Raw genomic sequence first — 17,527 nt, forward strand, 5'->3', positions numbered from 1 at the left:
CCTGCGGCGCTTTCACGTTGGCGGGGGCGTTGGTGACCCGCAGCTGCCGCGCGGTCTTGTGCAGCTCCTCCAGCGCCTCGGGGTCGTGCCAGATGGGGCCGCAGGCGACTCGGACGTCGTTGGCGGTCTGCGGGCCCTGGTCCTGGCCCTGGTCGGCGGCCTGCTGGTTGGGCGCCGGACCGGACTGCTGGTGCACACCGCGTTCGGCGGCGACCTGCGCGGCCACGGCCGCCTTCTCCGCCTCCTGGGCCGCCTTCTCCTCTTCCCGCTTGAGTCGCGCCTCGGCGTAGAGGCGGGCGGCGTCCTCCAGGACGAGGAGCTGTGCGTCGATGACGTCGCCGAGGGTCTTCCCGCCGCCGCCCGGCAGGACGAAGTCCAACTGGCCGGCCTCCTCGGCCTCCCGCCGGACGCCGCTCAGCCACTGCGACGACATCCACACGCGTTCCTGCCTGATGGCGTCCATGAACGGCTCGGCCGGGTTCGGGGGTTCGGCGTGCAGGTCGGTCTTCGCCCACAGGTCCAGGGCCATCCCGAACCGCATGCCGGCGTTGCGGATGGCGTCGCCGATGATCTCCTTCGTGGCGGTGACACCGGCGTGCTTGCCGACCGCGTCGCCGTAGCCCTTGCGGGTCATGCCGCACACGGTCAGCGTGATCCACATGCCGCCGTCGACGTCGATGAGCGGCTGGCCCTTGTCGTCCTTGGCCATCGGCTCCCAGTCCCACGTGGGGTCCACCGAGAGCAGCCGGTCGGTGGCCTCGGCGTGCCCGACGTAGTCGAGGTGCTTGTGAGCGGTGGTGACGTACTGGCCGCAGTCCTTGCAGGTGACCTTGGTGTGGGTGCTGCACACCTTGTCCCGGTGGTTCTTGCAGCCGCTGCACGAGATCGTGGGGCGCTTGGCGATCGCCTCCGGCGGGAACGGCTCGCGGAGCTTGGCCAAACCGGCCAGCTGCGCGGGCGTCAGGTCGAGGCTGTAGCCGAGATCGTGGCCGGACGCGGCGGTCTCGGTCTGTTTCGGGGTGTGCTGAGGGGAGCCACCGGCGGTGCCGGCGGCCTGACGGGCTGCCATATGGGGTTTTCTCCCTTGGGACTCTGTGTGCGCGGGGGCGCTACCCGGTGTCGGCGTCCAGGCGCCGCGCCCCCGTGGTGCGCGCTATGTGTGCCGGCGTTCGCCGTGCTTGTGCTCCAGCCACGCCGCGGCTACCTGCGACGGGGAGGGTGTCCAGCCGAGTTCCTCGGCGTGGGCGGTGACGTAGTCGGTGACCTGCTGGGTGCGTTCGGAGGTGGCTCGGGCCGTGAACGGGCCCTTCTTCGCTCCGCCGGTGGCGCGTGGTGCCTTCTTCGGCTTGAAGCGGCCGGCCAGCAGGGCCTTGAACCCCTCGTCGATGACGTCGGAGACGGACTGGCCGCGTTTCTCGCAGTAGGTCTGTGCGGCCTTCCACGTGTCCCGGTACATCCACAGCGGGAGGGTCGGGTTGTCCTCGCTCGCCTTGGAGTCGGTGATCTTGGCGAGTGCCTCCTGAACTGCCTCGGCGTGCCGGGGCTTTCCGGCGGCGGCGAGGAGTTCGACGGCTTCGGTGAGGAGGGCGACCTGCTCGGTCGACTTCGGCATGCGGGGGCGGGCCAAGGTGCTACTCCGGGTTGGCGTGGGGCCGCCCGCAGAGCGCACCGTGGGCGGACGCGAGCGGTTCGTGTCCACGCCACGATCTCCTTACCGGTAAGGGACGTGCAACCTGCCCCCGGAGTTGGCAGGTCGGTCGGATCGGTGACCCGACACGTCCACACTAAGGCAATACTATTGCGGCCGCAATAGGAATTGGTTAGGGTTGCGCACATCAACGCGCACAACTTCATCGCCTTCACCAGTGCATCTACACACTCCGTTGATGTTTAGTGACACATGCGGGTGGAATAGACGGGGCACGCGAGACCAGGGGGAGACAACGCCGGTGACCAGGCAGCAAAAAAGGGCCACACCTCCAACAGGTGATGACCCACGCGAGGGCGATTGTAGAACAAGCTCGCGGCAAACGGAACCCACAACTTCACCGGGAGTACGGCCCGTGTCCTACGAACTGCGCCACGTCTACCTCAGCGTCAAGTCCCTGCACACCGACCCCACCCGCCGAGGCCTGGTCTCCCTCGGCCTCTACGACGACACCGGCCTCTCCTACTACGCCATCAACGCCGACATGGACACCTACCGCGTGTACACCCACGTCGAGCGCGACGGCACGTTCTGGCTCCGCGACCACGTCTGGCGCCACCTCCCCACCCTCGACCGCCCCGACCGCCTCGACTTCGCCCACCCCGACGTCAAGCCGTTCGCACAGATCCGCGAAGAAGTCGCCCTCTACTTCACCACCGACCGCGAACCCCACGTCTACGCCTACGAAGGCGACGACGACATGATCCGCCTGTGGTCCCTGTGGAACAACGACCGGCTCTCCACCCCCAGCACCATCCCCACCTGGCACTGGGACCTGCGCGCCGAACAGTTCCGCGCCGGCGACCCCGAACTCCCGCCCCACCCCGGCCGCCCCCACCACGCCCTCGACGACGCCCGCCACGACCGGCTCATCCACCAGTTCCTCCTCAACGCCGGGCAGACATGCGGGGCCAGCCGATGACCGCCCCAGCCCGACAACGCCGCCTCGTCCCCGTGGCCTGCCGCACCCGCCACGGCGACCCCGACGGCGTGCACCTCGCCGTCGAGGAGTGGATACCCCGCGCCGAGCAGTGGGTGACCGGCCCCGCCCTGTGCGGGCAGACCGCCGAGCAGGGAGCCCTCCCCGCCGACACCGTGGTCACCTGCACCGACGGCGACGGGAGCTGCGAGTCGTACCGCGACTCCTACCAGCGCGCCCTCGACGGCCGCCCCACCGCCCAGCAGGAGGAGACCGACCGGCTCCGCGCCGAGCTGGAGGCCGAGCGCGCGGCCGCCGCGCTCGTCACCGAGTACCGCATCCCGTGCCCCGGCCACCGCCTCGGCGCCGGCGCCGACATCATCGTGCAGCGCATGCCCACCGCGGACCGGTGGGCCATCTTCAACCCCAACCTCGACAGCCCCCTGCGGGCCTGGACCGGCGAGCGGTACGAGCGGATCGGGACGGACATCTACCGGCGCGAGGGCTTCCGCTGGACCCGCCGGGAGGCCCTCGACCTCGCGCCCGGCCTCGCCGAGCAGGAGACCGCCCGCGACTGGGCCTGGTTCGAGGAGATGCGCGCCCAGGCCGGGAGGATCGCCCAGTGACCGCCGACGTCTCGCCGCTCGACCACCACCCCGACCAACGGCGCCAGCACTGCCTGTACTGCGGCGACCTCAGCGCCGACCCGACCCGCTGCCCCGGCTGGCTCGCCCACCGAACCCAGGTGACCTACCACGCCGAGGCCTGGGAGAACGGCGAGTGGACCGGCATCGTCAGCTCGTACGACCTCCTCACCGACACCGTCGCCCAGGTCGAGCACAAGCGGCGCCGCTTCCCCGACCTGCTGATGCGGCTCATGGCCAAGGTCACCGTGTACGTGCCCGTCGCCGAACCCGCCGATCCGGCCGAGCAGATGCGACAGCTCCTGGACGGCGCCGCCGACACCACGGCGCTCCTCTCCCGCTCCTGGGGGCAGGAACGCGACCGAGCGCTCCGCGCCGAGGCCCGCGCCCGTGAGCTGGAGGAAGAGCTGGAGGCCGCCCACCAGGCGCGGCTGCACGAGCCCGTTCTACGGCACTGCCTGTACCCCGGGTGCATGCGCGAGTTCGACATGAAGGCCAGCCTGACCGGCCGCACCCCCGCGCGACCCACCTGGTCCGGGGAGGGGTGGGTGCAGGTACGGGCCGTCGACGGCAACATGTGCCCCGACCACGTCGACATCGTCGGCAGCGTGACGGCCGGCCCCGGCCCGCACCTGCCCCGCTGGCAGTACGGCGAGGACGGCGCCCCGAACACCCTGCGGTGCGCATGCGGTTGGACCTCCACGGCCCGCTGGCGCGGCTTCGGCACAGAGGCATGGAAGGACCACCTGCTCACCACGGCGGAGAAGGCTGGCGTTACACCGTAGTAGGGACGGTAGCGCGGACGGCCAGCAGTGCCCACACCTGTCGTCCCTCCGGGGTCATCTCGGTTCCGCAGCTGTCCGCACCCAGGTTGTGCAGCCGATCTAGGACATCGTCCCCGGAGGACTCGGCGTGCTGGTGGCCGAGGCAGAGGATGAGGGCCATGCCGTCCTGTTCGGACAGGTGAACACTGATGCGGCGGCCGCCGTCCGAAACGGCCGTGGCGACCAGGAGGCGCACCACATCAGCGAGCGAATCGGGTGCGGCGAAACTCCAGTCGGCCAGCTGGTCCGCGACGTGTCCGGCTGCCTTGCCCGCCGCCCACGGTGCTGCCTCCAGCGTCCACGAGGCGCCACGCCGGTTACGCATGACCGGGCGGCCACTGCGGTCGAGAGCACGCTGAGGCACTGGCAGACCTGCGAGGAGGTCGCTGCGCGGCGGGTCGGGCGGCGGCGGGCTCGGCGGCTTCTTCGGGGGCGGCGGAGTCTTCGGCGGGTAGTCGGGCCTGGGCTTGATCGCCTCGGCCTCGATGGGCTCTTGCGTCACGACGTCCTCCCCGGTTCGTCTTCTCATCGTAGGTGCCCAGCACACGCCAGGGCGGTACTTCTCAGGACGACGGGGGTGCAGGCCCCGCCCGGTGCACTTCAGCACGGTGCACCGGGCGGGGCCTGCGCCCTACCGGCGTGCTCCCGGTTCACCCCGGCAGGGCCCCGTGGGTTCCTCACCGGTCGGCTCACCTCTGCACAGGGAACCCATGCAGTGCAGGGTGAGGAGAGCCCGATTCAGCGCGGCCAGGTCCTGCAATCGGTCCGGCTCCCGGGTCTCTCGATAGCTCCATGCCAGCGCGCTGCGGCCCCGGCCGAGGACGTAATCGGCGGTCTCCCGCGTCTCTCCGCGCATCCAGGTGACGTCGTCACCGACCGCCTCCAGCAGCTGCTGGAGTTGCCCCCGCAGGAGTCCGGCCAGGTGCGCCCGGTGCTCCTCCCCGCCCAGGTCCGGGAACCCGACGCGGGGCTGCCCCAGGACCGTGCAGTAGGTACGGCGTATCTGGCCCGCGTCGAACCTCGCCGGTGTGGCCGGCGCCCCGAGAACGGTCATCGGCGGAAACCTCCTCGGGGCGCCGGAGCCTCGATGCCCACCTCGGCCGGGTCGAGGACGGTGCAGTCGTCGAGCGAGGCGACTAACTGCCCGGCCACCACCCACTTCGCGGTCCACGCGTTCATGAGCACCACCTCCTTCTTCTGCGCGGCGACCAGCCCGAACCGGCTGCGGAAGTAGCGGAGCCCTATGACGGCGTCGTACACCGCGGTACGGACGCGGACCGGAACGGCGCCCTCGCGTTGGAGGTGCGGGCACAGCCGGGCGGCGACCGGCGCGCACGGCACGCAGATCGGGGGGTGCGTGGTCATGAACCCGTTGGGCCACTGCGGGCCCTCCGCCCGGCCGTCCTCCAGGAGCCACAGCACGCCCTGCTCGCTACGGTCCGCCGGGCCCCCGCACACCTGGCACAGGGACTGCCGCATGGCCTGCTGCTGCCGTCCCGCGTGGACGTCGCTCCACAGCGGCTCACCGGAGCCCTGTATGTCGTCCCACAGCCTCCACAGCAGCCCGGTCTCATCCTGGCCGGCCCGCGTTCCGACGTAGACGAGCCCGGATTGCGTGGCCATCACCGGCGGCTGCGGAACCTTCTCGTCTCTCCACGCGGTGATGTACGGGACGGGACGCCCCTTGTACCTGAGCGGTGCGGACATGACTCTTCTCGATCGCAGGACAGGAGGGTGGAAGGCGCTGGCCGCAGACAACGGGGGATGCCCACGGCCAGCGCCGGTCTATGAGGACGCCGCGCGCGCCGGGGCCAGCCGGTCGCGCAGCACCGTGCAGAGGTGGCCCGCATCGACGTGCGGGTGCTCGCCGATGGGGTCGGGGAGGGTCAGCCAGAACAGGCCCGGCGGCGCCGTCCTGGACAGGGAGGGCACCGCCACGTGGTGGACAAACGGCCGGGTGCCACCCAGGCAGTCGACGCCGGCCGCGGTGAGATCCTGCGGCCACCTCTGGTCGGTCCCCGGCGGCACCAGCGCGTAGAAGTAGGGCCGGTACGGGTCGCAGAACACGGGACCAGCCATCTCGAGGTCCTCCAGCCGTCGGCGCAGCACGGCCGCGGTGGTGTCACGATGTGAGCCCGGAACGAGGACCGCGTACGGCACCTTCACCGCATCCCAGGTGACTCCGGCCGTCAGCACGGTGACACCCTGGTACGTCCACTCCACCCCGGCTCGCTGCTGGTGGGCCGCCGACCTCATCAGCCAGTCATGGGCTGCCGCTCGCCGGTCCCGGTCGGTCTGATCCGGGCTCGGGGCCTCCGTATTCGTCGGCACGTCCATGGCAACCCTCCGTCACCCTGGGTATCTGGGATGTAACCAGCGAACACCGTGACACCATGGCGATGGAAGGAAGTTTTGATGAAGTTACGGCCCTCAACTGTCGCAGGGGGCTCGGAATTTGTCGGTGCCGCTGACATCCTGATGAACATGGCATCCCTGAACGGACGACCCGTCACCACCGACGCCGCGCTCACGCTCGGTCTCACCAACTACGGCCACTTCACCTCGATGCGCGTCGACAACGGGCGCGTCCGGGGCCTCGGCCTGCACATGGATCGCCTTGTCAGGGACTGTCACACCGTCCTCGGCGCCGACCTGGACACCGACCAGGTCCGCGGCTACGCCCGCCAGGCCGTCGCCGACGTCACCGGTTCCTGCATCGTCCGCGTCACCATCTTCGACCCCACAGTGGAACTCGCCCACCCCGACCGGGCGACCACCCCCAGCATCCTCGTCACCGTCCGCCCGGCCGGCGAACTGCCCATGCCGCCTATCCGCGTCAAGTCCGTCCGGTACGAACGCGACCTGCCCGGCGTCAAGCACAGCGGCCTCTTCGGTGCCCTTCACGCCCGCCGCGCCGCCCTCCTCGACGGCTACGACGACGCCCTGTTCGTCGGCTCCGACGGTCGGGTCTCCGAGGGTGGCACCTGGAACGTCGCCTTCATCGGCCCGGACGGCATCATCTGGCCGAAAGCGGATATTCTCCCCGGTGTGACCATGGCGCTCCTCCAGCAGCTCGGGCAGCACCACACCGCTCCGCTCACCCTCGCCGAAGCGCAGGGCATGCACGCCGCGTTCGCCACGAACACGTCGATCGGCGTACGGCCACTGTCGGCCATCGACGAGGTACCGATGGCCACCGAACACCCGCTCCTCACCCAACTCCGCGACGCCTACCTCGCCGTCCCCGGCGAACGACTGTAGGGCGGCGGCCGTGTCGGGGGTCGGACGATGGACCGGTGCGGAGGTCAAAGCCCTCCGCACGGCCCTCCGGGAGAACAGCCGGGACTTCGCCAGCAGGGTCGGAGTCAGCCAGCGCAACCTGGTCCTGTGGGAGACCGGCCGCACAAAGAGGATCCGGCCCTCCAACCAGGAGGCCCTCGACACCGTTCTGTCCACTGCTGGCGCCCCCGCGCAGGAGCGATTCGCCGCACTGATCACCGCGCAGGCCGCCGCCGCCGAGGACGCCCGCACCGAGCAGCTGTTACGCCGCGAGGCCCAGTACACAAAGAGCCCCCGCGACGGGAAGCTGATGGTCCCCGTCGAGGCGGGCATCTACCTCGCCGGCCCGACCTCCACACCGATCTGGGTGGACGAGTACCTCATCGACGTCTACCCGACCACCAACGCCGACTACCAGCGGTTCGTCCGCGCCACCGGCCACCCACCCCCGCAGCACTGGCCGGACGGCGAGTGCCCCGGCAGCATCTACGACCACCCCGTAGTCTGGGTGACCTGGCACGACGCCGCCGCATACGCCGCGTGGGCCGGGAAGACACTCCCGACCAGCGAACAGTGGGAGAAGGCGGCCCGCGGCGACAAGGGCCGCGCATACCCCTGGGGAGACGCCCCCACCGCCGCGAAGTGCAACGTCCTCGACTCCGGGATAGGGCGCACCACCCCGGTCGGCCGCTACCAATCCGGCGTCAGCCCCTACGGCGTCTACGACCTGTGCGGGAACACCTGGGAGTGGTGCGCCACCCAGACGAAGCCCGCCGTCATGTCCGTCCCGGACGACAGTGCCGAGCCCATCGAAGTCGAGCCAGCCCGCTACGAGCTGAAGGGCAGCGCGTTCACGTCGCCCTTCGTGCGCGCGGCCCCGGCCCTGCTGAACGACGCCAGCGCGACCATGCTCGACAACGACACCGGATTCCGCTGCGTCAGCAGCAGTTGACCGCCTACGCCTCCGGCGCCTCGTCAGGGGCGCCGGAGAACTCGGTCATTGCTGCGTTGAACCGCTCGTGACCACGCAACACGTCGGCCCGGTGCCGCGCGTTGACCGGCAGCAACACGTTGCCGTGCTTCCCGAACGACATCCCCGCCCAGGCAGACGACGGCGACCACAGCCAGCCGCGCTGGTGAGCGAACCGCCGGACAGCCATCTCGACGCGCTTCCTGATGCCCATGAGGCCAGTATGGCGAGGGCACCGACAGGCGCGCCCCGCCGTTATGACGACGGCATCTTGCTCTTCTGATTTGGGCAGTTGACCAGCACGGCTGCCGCCACCAGGGCCTCGGCCTCCTTCTGCGAGTACCCTGTCTTGGCGTACGCGATCGCGTCGTCGTACGAGGCCTTGAGCTGGTCGCACAGGTCGGAGCCCTCCGAGCCGAGGGTGCTGGCGAGCTTGCCGGTGTCGATGCCCCCGAAGTCGTCCGGGTCGGCGGCCGCCACCGCGTCGGCGTACTTCTTCTCGGTGGCGGACGGCCCGCTGGAGCACCCGGCGAGCAGCGCGCCGGCGAGCACGGCACCGACGGCGGTGGTGGTGAACATCGTTCGTCTCATGCGGGCCATCGTGACGGCCGTGGGGACGGCATGGTGGGCCTGTGACGGATCTGTGACGGCGCCCGGCTGTCGGAGGACCGCGGTACGGTCCTGCTGTGCTCGCCCTGTTCCGCCGCCGGACCGCGCGGCCGCGCCCCGACTACCTGAGCATCGCCGTCCTGGAGTACGAGCTGCTCTACATCGTTCCCGAGCCCGGGACCGCGGCGGCCGCCGCCGTGAACCTCGCGATCAATGTCGGCCGGATCAAGAGGCATAACCTCTGCGGGAACTGCCGACGAGCCTTCCGCCCCGGCGAGGACTACTGCCCGGACTGCTCCGACTGTCCTCAGCACGGCTTCCAGTGCTCGCGCCCACTGCCCTGGGACGACTTCGACTGCGTGAACTCCCAGCACGCCCGCAGGGAGCAGGCCCGTTGGGAGGCCTACCACGAGGCACTCCGTACGACGGGCAGACCGCCGGTCGGCTGGGAGGACCCGACGGCGGGCCCCTCGGCCCCGTAGACCGGTCTGCGGGGCCGAGGGTGCCGGGGTGCCCTCACCGGGTGCCACCGACCGCTGGCGACGCCACCGTCAGATGATCTCGTCGTCCAATGCCGTCCGGAAGGCGGCCAGGGCCTCGCTCGTGCGGATCTGGTAGCCCTGCACCTTCCCCGTGCCGGGGCCGAGGGCGACGATCGGGGACTCCAGGCCGCTGTCCCACAGTCCCTCGACGGCTCCTTGCTTGATGACCTTGCGGAACGAACTGGCGTGGCCTCGCAGGCTGGATCCGTCGTTGTCCCGCAGGTCGTCGGCGTCCACCTTGCCGTCGCGGGCTACCGCCTCCCGTAGGATCCGCTGGGCGCGCGGGGTGCACAAGCCGTAGAAGAGGCGGGCGCGGTCGGCGTTCCATCCGGGGTCGTTGCGCAAGGATGCGCGGTGCTTGTCGAACAGCGCGAGCAGATCCTGCTCGAACTCCGGTGTTGGGTTCTTTACAGTGACGACGATTTCCACGCGCCCCCCTGTTGTAGTAGACGAAAGTAAACCCGTGAAAGACGGTAGCGCCCGACGTCCCGTCAGGCAAGGTCTATCTACGTTTACCTAAACCTACCCTGCGCGGCTCCCGGATCCGGCCCTACCCCTCATCGGTTGTCATAACTGCCCCTACCGCAACCGAACCTGACGCGCCCTCACCGTGTTACCGCCGGTACCCCCGTATATTCTTCAATATACGAGGGTGGTTGCGTGAGAGGAGATTTCCATGATCGGTGCCGGTGACCGTGTCGACGTCGTTATGGACGCGTACGTGGAAGAGGACGCGTACCGCGTCGTCATGGTCGGCGTGTTCCGCCCCGGCCAGCCGCTGCCCGCCATCCCCGACGGGGCGAGGCGCAACGTCGTCCAGACCTGGCTTGAGGTCCCGCACAGCGCCCGGGTGTTCGCACTGGGCAGGGGGCAGGATGCCTGACGAGGTAGTCGACGCCGAACTCGTGGAGGACGACCGCCTGCCGGCCGCCCTCACCGATCCGGGCATCGTCCTCGGCGGCGCCCTGGCCCGGCCGGTCCTCACACAGCACACCGTGCTGCGCCCGGGGGAGCTGCCCACCACCGAACGCCCGCAGTACACCGCGGCGGACTTCTACGTCTCCCAGGAGACGGCCGAAGCCATGGACGAGCGGTCGCGGCCCAAGAACACCGACCGCAACCGCAAGTCGCAGTGCCGCATGTTCGAGGACTGGTGCGCCGAGATGGGCCGGGTGGCCGTCCCGTGCACGACCGCCACGTACATCGAGTACATCGCCTCCCTCATCGCCCAGGACCGGTACGCCCCCAACTCCCTGCGCACCCACAAGAGCGCGGTACGCGCCATGCAGCCCGAGGACGCCAAGCCCGGCACGTCCGTCGTCAACGGCCTCATCAACGAGTACGCCGTGGACTGGGGCAAGCGGAACCGGGTGAGGAAGGCGCCCGCCATCTCGGACGCCAACTTCCGCGCGATGGTGGCCAGTTGCGACCAGCGCCACCCCATCGGCATCCGGGACCGGTGCGTGCTCCTCCTCGGCCGGGGCGCCCTGAACCGGCGCATCGAACTCGCCGACCTGCTGCTGTCGGACGTCGAGGTGGACGACGACTTCGTCTCCGAGGGCGTCCGGTTCTCCAAGACGGACCAGGAGGGCGAGGGAGAGACCACCGACATCCCGGCCGAGCCCGACGACATCCTCATGTGCCCCGTGGACGCGACCCGGGCGTGGTTCGGCATGCTGCACCGCCTCGGCGTCCGCGACGGGGCGTTCTTCCGGGCCCTGACCGTCGCGGGCACTCTGCAGAACCGGTCCCGCTCGAAGCGCGGTGACCACGTCTCCGGGGACGCCGTCAACGACTGGATTCGAGGACGGGCGTTCGCGGCCGGCCTGCCCAACTGGTCCAAGGTGACCGCGCACTCCCTACGCCGCACCGGCGCGCAGCGCATCGCCGCGGCCGGCGGCGACCCCACGAAGCAGGGCCGGTGGAAGGCCGGTTCGGTCGTGGTGAAGAGGGAGTACCTGGACCGCGCGCAGTCCCGCAAGGAGAACCCGTGGCTGCTGGTGCAGGAACAGCAGCGCAAGCAGGCCGACCAGTAGCGGGGTGGGGGGAGACCTCCTCGGGTGTGCGAGGTTAACGTGCAGCGTTCAACCAACACGCGAGGAGGGGGCCATACCCATGGACGACTGGGAACGGCAGCAGAACGAGGAGCTGTTCCGGCAGCAGGCGAGCGACTACATGGCCCAGCACAGCTGGCACATGAAGGAGCAGGAAGCCCGGCAGTGGGCGCAGGACAACCCCGACGTCTTCGCACCCGTCGACTACAGCAATCCCCTCGACGTCCTCATCGTGTACGGCGCCATCCTGCTCGTCGGGGGCTGCGCCATCTACGCGTTGTTCGCGACGATCTTCGGCGACTGACCGGTCACCTGGCCCGGCGGAAGGGGTCGGCAGCGTCGCCGCGCAGCACCGCGTGGACGAGCTGGGCGACCTCGGAGGCGCCAGCCACCGTGGCGGGGGCGTGGATGGTGTAGGACGTCGTCCGGAGCGCGTTCACCATCAGCTCCCAGCCGCTGTCCGCGTAGAGCGCGACGGCCAGGCCGCCATCCGTCCCCCACCGGGGGCCGCCGGGCACCGGCGCGACGCCGACACCCATACGGACCGGAGTGGGCACGACCTCCAGGCCCTCGGCGGTCAGCGCGGCGGTCAACGCGCGCCCGAGCTGGTTCAGTTCGGCGGACGTCCGCTCGTCCTGCGGCCGGCCGTACCGTCGGGCGACTGCTTCGGCGGCGGCCAGGGCGAGCCAGCCGCCATCGTCGGCAGCCTTCTGGTCCAGGCCGTGCTGCTCGGCGGTAGCAAGGTAGCCGTCCAGCAGGGCGGCGGCCTCGGCAACGACGCTGGGGGCGTACAGGCCCGCGTAGCCGTCGTAGATGCGGCGGACCCGAGCCTGGGAGGCGTCGCTGGGGGCATCGGTGACGAGGCGCCCCTCCCGGGCGACGACCGCGCCCGTGGCCATGTCGACCACCGGGCCCTCCCCGCGCGCACTCATGCGACGCAGGGCCTCTTGGAGCTGCGGGGGCATGTCGTCAGGGTGCAGCGGGGGGAGGTCGAGGTCGTCCTCGTGGGTCACTGGGTCCACTCCCTGATCTCCTCGGCGACCTGCCGGACGCTGACCTCGCCCCGCTTGATACGGGCCGCCAGGTCGGCGGCTACCTTCGGCTGGACGTCCACCACCAGGCCGCTCGCGGCGAGGTAGGAGGTAGCCACGACGACACCGAACAGCTCGTTGAAGTTCTCCAGCCCAGGCACGCGGACCAACTGGTGCATGAGCGCGGCCGCCCGGTGGTGCGGCTGGGCGTAGACGAGGGTGTCCATCACCTCGTCGGTGTGCCGGGCGACGGCCGCGGCGAAGGTCCCGTGATCGATGATGTCCGGGTCGCCGGGCAGCATCAGGCGAGCAACCTCGGACAGCCACCGCCGGTCAACGCGTACGATCACGCGGCCGCTGCCTCCTGGCCCGGCACCGGGTACCCGAACGCCTCGGCGAAGACGGGAGCGAACAGGGCCGTGTAGTGCTCAGCGGCCGCGAGGAACCGGCGCTTCTGCTCGGCCTCGGTGAGCACCTGGCCAGCGACCTCGGCGACCTCCATACCGGAGGCTGCGGCCCGCTCCTCGATGCCCTCGAAGGTCTCGTCGTCGACCTGCACCCTGATCTCCTTCATGCCCCGAGCGTAGCGGCCCGCGCGGGCCGCTACATCCCCCTTCTCCGGCTCTTCACCGGCCGGAGGGACGGCCGCTCCAGTCCTCGGGGGCGTTCGGCGCCTCGACGTCGTCGTAGAGGGTTCGGTACTCGGCGAGGTTCGCGGCGTAGTGCGCCCGGCCCGCTTCGGTCACGTACAGGACGGCGAAGTCCTCGGGGACGCCGTCCCGGACGCCGATCGGGGGGCACAGCCACCGGGAGATCGGTTTCTGCGCAGCGAGTGGGGCGCCGCGGTGGTCGAGGAGCCTGGCCAGGGCGGTCGTGCTGCGGGTGATGCGGGGCACCTGCGTGTTCGTGATCCCTGCGGGGAGGTCCATCAGTTCCTGCGGGGGAAGGCTGCTGCCCTGGTTCCAGTGCTTCCAGTACGTCCCCCACTGCTCCTTGACCCACAGGTGGTCGGCCAGGTCGGCGCGGACGAGGGAGACCAGGATCAGGAAGGCGGCCCGGGGCAGGAGGCCGCGGGGCTTGCTCAGCTTGTGGTCGGCGAGTCCGTCGTGGGCGCCCTCGGGGAACTGCTCGGGTACGGGCGCCTCCACGTCCGGCCACAGTTCGGCGTAGCACCGGACGTGCTGCTCGTAGTGCGCTCGGCCGGCGTCCGTCAGCATCACCCGTCGCTCCGTCGGGGTGATCACATGGCCTGGCCGGAAGGGGCTCTCGTACGGTTCGCCGTCGGTCTCGACGTTCCGGGTCTCGACGAGTCGGCCGCCCTTCCGGTCCATCTGCTGGAGGAAGAACAGGGCCTTGTGTGAGGGGGCGCGGTCCTCGTACGGGGTGCCGCGTGGGGAGATCTCCGGCAGGCCGTCGGGGCCCGCACGGTAGAGGCGCACCAGGTTGGACCACAGCCACTCGGAGAGCATCCCGCGCGGCGCGGACTTCGGCGCGGTGTGCCCGAGGCCCGCGCGGGCCGTGGCCCGGCCGATGGTGGTCAGCTTGACGCGCACCCGGGGCACCAGGCCGAGAACCGTCTGGATCAGGTCCTCCATGACCTCGACCAGCCCGCGGCGGCGCAGGGCGGCGAGGGAGGACCCGGCGCCCTGGTCGTGCTCACCCTTCGCGCGGAGCTGGTGCTGGATGGACGTGTAGCCGACGAGGTCCTTCGGGAGCTTGATGCTGAACGTCTGCCACCGCCATTCGCTCGCCGGTGGCCCGTGGCCCCAGTCGAAGGCGCCGCCGCGCTGGTTGGCCTCTGCGTTCTGGTCGGCGTCGTAGATCGCCGTCAGATACGTCTGCTGACGCTCGTTCAGTTCCGCCCAGAGCTCGGCGGGTTGAGGTCGTGGCATGCCTGGCATTCTAACCCCAACCTATCGACCTATCTAGACTGATTGGATATATTGGAGTGGTGATCGAGACCGAAACACCCGCCGAGCGCATCGCCGGAGACCTCGCCCTGGCCATACACCAGGGCCTCATCCGGGCGGACGAGCAACTCCCCACCCAGGCCCACCTCATGAAGGCCTACAACGTCGCCACCGCGACCGCCTCCTCCGCCCTCGCCAAACTCCAGGCCGCCGGCCTCACCCGCAGCGAGCGCGGCCGCGGAACCTTCGCCGTCGCCACCCACCGGATCTGGAACAACCCGATCCTCGACGTCATGGCCGCCGCAGCCCTGTGCCGCTCCCTCGCCTCGTACACCTTCGGGAAGGGCGACGACACTCCTAGGCTGCCCGTGGGAGGCGACCCGGCCTGGCTCACCGAGTACGAAGAGGAGTGGACCCGCCCCGGCCGCATGGTCGACGTCTCCGCCCTCGTCGGCATCGACCGCCACGTCCTGCGCTGGATGAGCGAGGCACTCCTGTCCGCCGCCCGCCGCCTCGTCGCCTCCGGACAGACCGACGCCGACACCCACCTCATCGAGGCCGCCCGCGCCCTCCTCCGCGACGGCGGCCGCCGCCCCGAGAACCAGCCCGCCATCGCCCACTGGGGCGGCCCCACCCCCACCGACGAGGATGTCGTCCTGCGGATCTGGCCCGAGCGCGCCAACCCCCAGCCGCTCGACCCCAGCTCCCCACCGTTCTAGGAGAACGCATGCCCACCATCGCCACCCCCGCCGACGCCGACGCCAAGGAAGCCGAGGCTCGGGAACTGACCCACGCCCTCACCTACGGAACGCCCCCAGTCGTCGTCACCGACCCATACGGCTGGCGCTGGGACCTCCTGGACTACGTCGAGGAACTCCGGGAGACCGCCACCTGCATCAGGCAGCAGATCGAGAACAGCCGCGAGCACATTTACAACTACTACGGCCTCCGTGTCCACGTCGGCCTGGGCATCACGTACGACGGTCGCACCGGTTCCATCGTCGGCTTCGCCGGCCAGTACGTCGTCATCCAGCTCGACGGCGACGACGACACGATGATCTGCCACACAGGGAGCCTGGAATACCCGCCGGGAGTCCGAGTCGGACCGGACCCGGACGAGCGGTACGCACACCTCGTCGAAGTCCGCGGCTGACCCCACGCAGCGAAGAGCCCCCTGTCGGTCTCGACCTCCGACAGGGGGCTCACCCCATTTTGCACGACTGCGCCGCGCGGACTCGGGCCCTGTTCTCCCGAAGCTGCGGCGCCACAAGCATGGAGCCAGGGGGTATCGAGATGAAAACCGGTGTTTGTACCCTGTGTGACGGATGCCGTGGATAAACGTTTCTGTCGGCGGCCCCACCAGCAACACCACCACCGCACCGCGAATGCTCCACCCCAGCAAGCCCCAGGACGACCGCCATGACCGACCCCGCCGACCACACCACCCCAGCGATCGTCACCCGGGCCAAGGGCGACGTCGTCACGTTCACCCACCGGGGCGAAGTTCTCACGGGCGTCGTGCTCACCGTCGGCCCCGAGCGGGTGCCCTTCGCCAAGCGCCACACCGGCGTCTTCTCCAGCCACCTCGGCATTCGAGTTCCCGGCCGGGACTGGATGGTGTGGGCCGACTCCGACGACACCTCACTCGCCCGTGAAGGCCCCATCACGGTCACCATCGAGTGGACGCACAGGGACTACTACGGCAAGCACCATGGCACCATGCGCTTCACCCTCCCCACCGCTCTCGACGAGAGCCTGTCCGGCCAGGGCAAAGCCATGCAGTGGCAACTCTCCGCCACCCCCCGCCACGCCCACATCACCGCCGACAACACCGACGGCACCGAACACCACCAGGTCAGCGGCACCCTCGACACCATCACCCGAGCCGCAGCCGCCTGGCTCGGCCTCACCGGCCCCCTCACCATCGCCGAGGCCGCCGTCGACAACCTCCCCGGACCGCCGGACGCCTAGCGCCCGAGCGTTCGCCATCCACCCGCAGGGCCACCGCTTACCCTGCTCCCATGACGACGTCCGCGCCGCCGCCCGCCATCCGCCAGCTCCACACCGCGCTCCGGCGGGCCCTCGCCGACCCCGAGATCAGCACCGGCCACAAGCGGGTCGAGCGGCTGCACACCGTCGTCCGCACCCTGGAACGCGCCGCCGCCGACCTCCCCCCGGACGCCCTGCGCAGCCTCCCAGCCCTCTTCCAGAAGAAGACCCTCGGCCACCCCAGCAAGCCGGACACCATCCTCGGCCGGATCGCCGCCGGCCAGTACCGCACCCGGCCCCCCTACGGCCAGCAACTCACCCCCGCCGCCCAGCGGCACATCATGGACGGCCTCGTCGACCTCAACCGAGCCGCCGGCCGCCGCCCCTTCCCCTGGGAGATCCCCGGCGGCCGCCCCTGGTCCAAGCACACCCGCGAGGCCCTCGACCCCCACGGCCACATCGTCCTGCGCCGCGCGCTCTGCGAACCGGTCCACCCACGCCGTGAGCCGTACCGCCTGCGGCTCCTGGCCGCCCTCGAAGTGCTGTGGGCCACCGGCATCACCCGCGAGGGCCTGGTGTCCCTGAACGTCCACGACATCGCCGACGACCGCTCCACGATCGTGGTGACCCGCAACCCACCCGGGCGCACCGAGGCCACTCAGGAGGTCATCGACCTCCCGGCGAGCGCCCAGGCCGCCGTGGCCCTGTGGCTGCCCGTCCGGAAAGAGGTCATAGACAAGCACCTGCGAGCGGGAAGCGAACACCCGGCGAACCGACCCCTGTTCGTCACCCTGCGGCACACGGCCATCAGCTACCCGGACGGCACGAGCGTGCAGGTCCCGCCCGGGATCCGCATCACCGGCCACGGCCTGGAACGGAACTACTCGGCGTGGGCCCGCCGCCTCAACGGTGAGAACGTCGGCCAACCCCACTGGCCCGTGCCCACCGACCTCTACGTCATCGCCCGGGGCGGCGCCGAGCAGCTGGCGGCCGCCGACGATGCTCAGAGCGCGTGACCGCCTGGCCCCGAAAATCGAACACATGCTTG

At 70.4% G+C, this 17,527-nt stretch carries 26 protein-coding genes; 13 read left to right on the plus strand and 13 right to left on the minus strand.

The genetic code is table 11. The annotated features are described in order from the left end of the window. Window positions 1–1,069 (minus strand): hypothetical protein (locus AB0958_RS18525; protein WP_366891498.1); only part of this gene is annotated, 1,069 nt, incomplete at its 3' end. An 84-nt stretch (window positions 1,070–1,153) separates the two neighbouring features. Beyond that, window positions 1,154–1,612 (minus strand): hypothetical protein, encoded by a 459-nt coding sequence (locus tag AB0958_RS18530; RefSeq protein ID WP_366891500.1) that lies wholly within the window; start codon window positions 1,610–1,612, stop codon window positions 1,154–1,156. 451 nt (window positions 1,613–2,063) lie between these two features. Between AB0958_RS18530 and AB0958_RS18535 the strand changes: the two genes are divergently transcribed. From AB0958_RS18535 to AB0958_RS18545, 3 genes are read left to right on the plus strand one after another with little or no spacing between them, the layout of a single operon-like run. After that, window positions 2,064–2,630 (plus strand): hypothetical protein, encoded by a 567-nt coding sequence (locus AB0958_RS18535; protein WP_366891501.1) that lies wholly within the window; start codon window positions 2,064–2,066, stop codon window positions 2,628–2,630. Continuing rightward, entirely contained in the window at window positions 2,627–3,253 is a 627-nt protein-coding gene (locus AB0958_RS18540) for a hypothetical protein (protein ID WP_366891502.1), read from the plus strand. Before AB0958_RS18535 ends, AB0958_RS18540 begins: the two co-directional genes overlap by 4 nt. Continuing rightward, the gene (locus AB0958_RS18545; protein ID WP_366891503.1) at window positions 3,250–4,056 is read left to right on the plus strand and encodes a hypothetical protein; all 807 of its coding nucleotides are present in this window, start codon (window positions 3,250–3,252) and stop codon (window positions 4,054–4,056) included. Before AB0958_RS18540 ends, AB0958_RS18545 begins: the two co-directional genes overlap by 4 nt. Here AB0958_RS18545 and AB0958_RS18550 read toward each other — a convergent pair. From AB0958_RS18550 to AB0958_RS18565, 4 genes are all read right to left on the minus strand, one after another. Continuing rightward, complete coding sequence (locus AB0958_RS18550; protein WP_366891504.1) at window positions 4,046–4,597, minus strand: hypothetical protein; 552 nt, start codon at window positions 4,595–4,597, stop codon at window positions 4,046–4,048. The genes AB0958_RS18545 and AB0958_RS18550 overlap by 11 nt on opposite strands. A 129-nt stretch (window positions 4,598–4,726) precedes the next feature. Continuing rightward, the gene (locus tag AB0958_RS18555; protein ID WP_366891505.1) at window positions 4,727–5,149 is read right to left on the minus strand and encodes a hypothetical protein; all 423 of its coding nucleotides are present in this window, start codon (window positions 5,147–5,149) and stop codon (window positions 4,727–4,729) included. Beyond that, window positions 5,146–5,802 carry a hypothetical protein gene (locus AB0958_RS18560; RefSeq protein WP_366891506.1) on the minus strand — a complete coding sequence of 219 codons (657 nt, stop codon included), beginning with the start codon at window positions 5,800–5,802 and terminating at the stop codon, window positions 5,146–5,148. Before AB0958_RS18560 ends, AB0958_RS18555 begins: the two co-directional genes overlap by 4 nt. Before the next feature lie 78 nt (window positions 5,803–5,880). Continuing rightward, a complete protein-coding gene (locus tag AB0958_RS18565; RefSeq protein WP_366891507.1) occupies window positions 5,881–6,432 on the minus strand; it encodes a hypothetical protein in 552 nt (183 codons plus the stop codon). Between the two features lie 147 nt (window positions 6,433–6,579). Here AB0958_RS18565 and AB0958_RS18570 point away from each other — a divergent pair, with 147 nt between their 5' ends. Both AB0958_RS18570 and AB0958_RS18575 read left to right on the plus strand, forming a co-directional pair. Next, entirely contained in the window at window positions 6,580–7,356 is a 777-nt protein-coding gene (locus tag AB0958_RS18570) for an aminotransferase class IV family protein (protein WP_366891508.1), read from the plus strand. 10 nt (window positions 7,357–7,366) lie between these two features. Continuing rightward, window positions 7,367–8,326: an SUMF1/EgtB/PvdO family nonheme iron enzyme gene (locus tag AB0958_RS18575; protein ID WP_366891509.1), complete on the plus strand. Its 960-nt coding sequence runs from the start codon at window positions 7,367–7,369 to the stop codon at window positions 8,324–8,326. Between the two features lie 4 nt (window positions 8,327–8,330). Here the strand turns inward: AB0958_RS18575 and AB0958_RS18580 are convergent, their stop codons facing one another. Both AB0958_RS18580 and AB0958_RS18585 read right to left on the minus strand, forming a co-directional pair. Further along, window positions 8,331–8,558 carry a hypothetical protein gene (locus tag AB0958_RS18580; protein ID WP_366891510.1) on the minus strand — a complete coding sequence of 76 codons (228 nt, stop codon included), beginning with the start codon at window positions 8,556–8,558 and terminating at the stop codon, window positions 8,331–8,333. Between the two features lie 41 nt (window positions 8,559–8,599). Beyond that, window positions 8,600–8,935 carry a hypothetical protein gene (locus AB0958_RS18585; RefSeq protein ID WP_366891511.1) on the minus strand — a complete coding sequence of 112 codons (336 nt, stop codon included), beginning with the start codon at window positions 8,933–8,935 and terminating at the stop codon, window positions 8,600–8,602. 95 nt (window positions 8,936–9,030) lie between these two features. On the opposite strand from AB0958_RS18585, the gene AB0958_RS18590 reads away from it, so the two are divergent. Further along, window positions 9,031–9,435, plus strand: coding sequence for a hypothetical protein (locus AB0958_RS18590; RefSeq protein ID WP_366891512.1), 405 nt, complete (start codon window positions 9,031–9,033; stop codon window positions 9,433–9,435). 69 nt (window positions 9,436–9,504) lie between these two features. Here AB0958_RS18590 and AB0958_RS18595 read toward each other — a convergent pair whose 3' ends face one another. Continuing rightward, window positions 9,505–9,924: a hypothetical protein gene (locus AB0958_RS18595; protein ID WP_366891513.1), complete on the minus strand. Its 420-nt coding sequence runs from the start codon at window positions 9,922–9,924 to the stop codon at window positions 9,505–9,507. Between the two features lie 247 nt (window positions 9,925–10,171). Between AB0958_RS18595 and AB0958_RS18600 the strand changes: the two genes are divergently transcribed. The 3 genes from AB0958_RS18600 (at window position 10,172) to AB0958_RS18610 (ending at window position 11,853) form a co-directional block, all read left to right on the plus strand. After that, a complete protein-coding gene (locus AB0958_RS18600; protein ID WP_366891514.1) occupies window positions 10,172–10,378 on the plus strand; it encodes a hypothetical protein in 207 nt (68 codons plus the stop codon). After that, complete coding sequence (locus tag AB0958_RS18605) at window positions 10,371–11,531, plus strand: integrase (RefSeq protein ID WP_366891515.1); 1,161 nt, start codon at window positions 10,371–10,373, stop codon at window positions 11,529–11,531. The genes AB0958_RS18600 and AB0958_RS18605 overlap by 8 nt, the downstream gene beginning before the upstream one ends. Window positions 11,532–11,610: 79 nt before the next feature. Next, window positions 11,611–11,853, plus strand: a complete 243-nt coding sequence (locus AB0958_RS18610) for a hypothetical protein (RefSeq protein WP_366891516.1) — start codon at window positions 11,611–11,613, stop codon at window positions 11,851–11,853. A gap of 4 nt (window positions 11,854–11,857) precedes the next feature. On the opposite strand, the gene AB0958_RS18615 is transcribed toward AB0958_RS18610, so the two are convergent. Genes AB0958_RS18615 through AB0958_RS18630 form a run of 4 tightly spaced genes read right to left on the minus strand, consistent with a single transcriptional unit; the run spans window position 11,858 to window position 14,472 of the window. Further along, window positions 11,858–12,571, minus strand: coding sequence for a hypothetical protein (locus AB0958_RS18615; protein WP_366891517.1), 714 nt, complete (start codon window positions 12,569–12,571; stop codon window positions 11,858–11,860). After that, window positions 12,559–12,930, minus strand: coding sequence for a fic family toxin-antitoxin system, toxin component (locus AB0958_RS18620; protein ID WP_366891518.1), 372 nt, complete (start codon window positions 12,928–12,930; stop codon window positions 12,559–12,561). The genes AB0958_RS18615 and AB0958_RS18620 overlap by 13 nt, the downstream gene beginning before the upstream one ends. Further along, on the minus strand, window positions 12,927–13,154 hold the full coding sequence (locus AB0958_RS18625) for a hypothetical protein (RefSeq protein ID WP_366891519.1): 228 nt from the start codon (window positions 13,152–13,154) through the stop codon (window positions 12,927–12,929). The genes AB0958_RS18620 and AB0958_RS18625 overlap by 4 nt, the downstream gene beginning before the upstream one ends. Window positions 13,155–13,206: 52 nt before the next feature. Continuing rightward, a complete protein-coding gene (locus tag AB0958_RS18630; RefSeq protein ID WP_366891520.1) occupies window positions 13,207–14,472 on the minus strand; it encodes a hypothetical protein in 1,266 nt (421 codons plus the stop codon). 59 nt (window positions 14,473–14,531) lie between these two features. Here AB0958_RS18630 and AB0958_RS18635 point away from each other — a divergent pair, with 59 nt between their 5' ends. The 4 genes from AB0958_RS18635 to AB0958_RS18650 all read left to right on the plus strand — a co-directional run bounded on the left by AB0958_RS18635 (window position 14,532) and on the right by AB0958_RS18650 (window position 17,495). Beyond that, window positions 14,532–15,209 (plus strand): GntR family transcriptional regulator, encoded by a 678-nt coding sequence (locus AB0958_RS18635; RefSeq protein ID WP_366891521.1) that lies wholly within the window; start codon window positions 14,532–14,534, stop codon window positions 15,207–15,209. An 8-nt stretch (window positions 15,210–15,217) separates the two neighbouring features. Next, complete coding sequence (locus AB0958_RS18640) at window positions 15,218–15,643, plus strand: hypothetical protein (protein ID WP_366891522.1); 426 nt, start codon at window positions 15,218–15,220, stop codon at window positions 15,641–15,643. Window positions 15,644–15,909: 266 nt separating this feature from the next. Next, window positions 15,910–16,461: a hypothetical protein gene (locus AB0958_RS18645; RefSeq protein WP_366891523.1), complete on the plus strand. Its 552-nt coding sequence runs from the start codon at window positions 15,910–15,912 to the stop codon at window positions 16,459–16,461. Window positions 16,462–16,511: 50 nt separating this feature from the next. Next, entirely contained in the window at window positions 16,512–17,495 is a 984-nt protein-coding gene (locus AB0958_RS18650; RefSeq protein ID WP_366891524.1) for a hypothetical protein, read from the plus strand. The last annotated feature ends 32 nt before the right edge of the window (window positions 17,496–17,527 follow it).

This window comes from Streptomyces sp. NPDC006655 (genome assembly GCF_040703965.1).
GTDB lineage: Bacteria > Actinomycetota > Actinomycetes > Streptomycetales > Streptomycetaceae > Streptomyces.

Excerpts from the sequence above, each read along its gene's own strand:
- AB0958_RS18530 (WP_366891500.1), bottom strand. The coding sequence starts at position 1,612 with ATGCCGAAGTCGACCGAGCAGGTCGCCCTCCTCACCGAAGCCGTCGAA.
- AB0958_RS18540 (WP_366891502.1), top strand. The coding sequence starts at position 2,627 with ATGACCGCCCCAGCCCGACAACGCCGCCTCGTCCCCGTGGCCTGCCGC.
- AB0958_RS18555 (WP_366891505.1), bottom strand. The coding sequence starts at position 5,149 with ATGACCGTTCTCGGGGCGCCGGCCACACCGGCGAGGTTCGACGCGGGC.
- AB0958_RS18560 (WP_366891506.1), bottom strand. The coding sequence starts at position 5,802 with ATGTCCGCACCGCTCAGGTACAAGGGGCGTCCCGTCCCGTACATCACC.
- AB0958_RS18565 (WP_366891507.1), bottom strand. The coding sequence starts at position 6,432 with ATGGACGTGCCGACGAATACGGAGGCCCCGAGCCCGGATCAGACCGAC.
- AB0958_RS18570 (WP_366891508.1), top strand. The coding sequence starts at position 6,580 with ATGGCATCCCTGAACGGACGACCCGTCACCACCGACGCCGCGCTCACG.
- AB0958_RS18580 (WP_366891510.1), bottom strand. The coding sequence starts at position 8,558 with ATGGGCATCAGGAAGCGCGTCGAGATGGCTGTCCGGCGGTTCGCTCAC.
- AB0958_RS18585 (WP_366891511.1), bottom strand. The coding sequence starts at position 8,935 with ATGAGACGAACGATGTTCACCACCACCGCCGTCGGTGCCGTGCTCGCC.
- AB0958_RS18600 (WP_366891514.1), top strand. The coding sequence starts at position 10,172 with ATGATCGGTGCCGGTGACCGTGTCGACGTCGTTATGGACGCGTACGTG.
- AB0958_RS18605 (WP_366891515.1), top strand. The coding sequence starts at position 10,371 with ATGCCTGACGAGGTAGTCGACGCCGAACTCGTGGAGGACGACCGCCTG.
- AB0958_RS18610 (WP_366891516.1), top strand. The coding sequence starts at position 11,611 with ATGGACGACTGGGAACGGCAGCAGAACGAGGAGCTGTTCCGGCAGCAG.
- AB0958_RS18625 (WP_366891519.1), bottom strand. The coding sequence starts at position 13,154 with ATGAAGGAGATCAGGGTGCAGGTCGACGACGAGACCTTCGAGGGCATC.
- AB0958_RS18630 (WP_366891520.1), bottom strand. The coding sequence starts at position 14,472 with ATGCCACGACCTCAACCCGCCGAGCTCTGGGCGGAACTGAACGAGCGT.
- AB0958_RS18640 (WP_366891522.1), top strand. The coding sequence starts at position 15,218 with ATGCCCACCATCGCCACCCCCGCCGACGCCGACGCCAAGGAAGCCGAG.
- AB0958_RS18645 (WP_366891523.1), top strand. The coding sequence starts at position 15,910 with ATGACCGACCCCGCCGACCACACCACCCCAGCGATCGTCACCCGGGCC.
- AB0958_RS18650 (WP_366891524.1), top strand. The coding sequence starts at position 16,512 with ATGACGACGTCCGCGCCGCCGCCCGCCATCCGCCAGCTCCACACCGCG.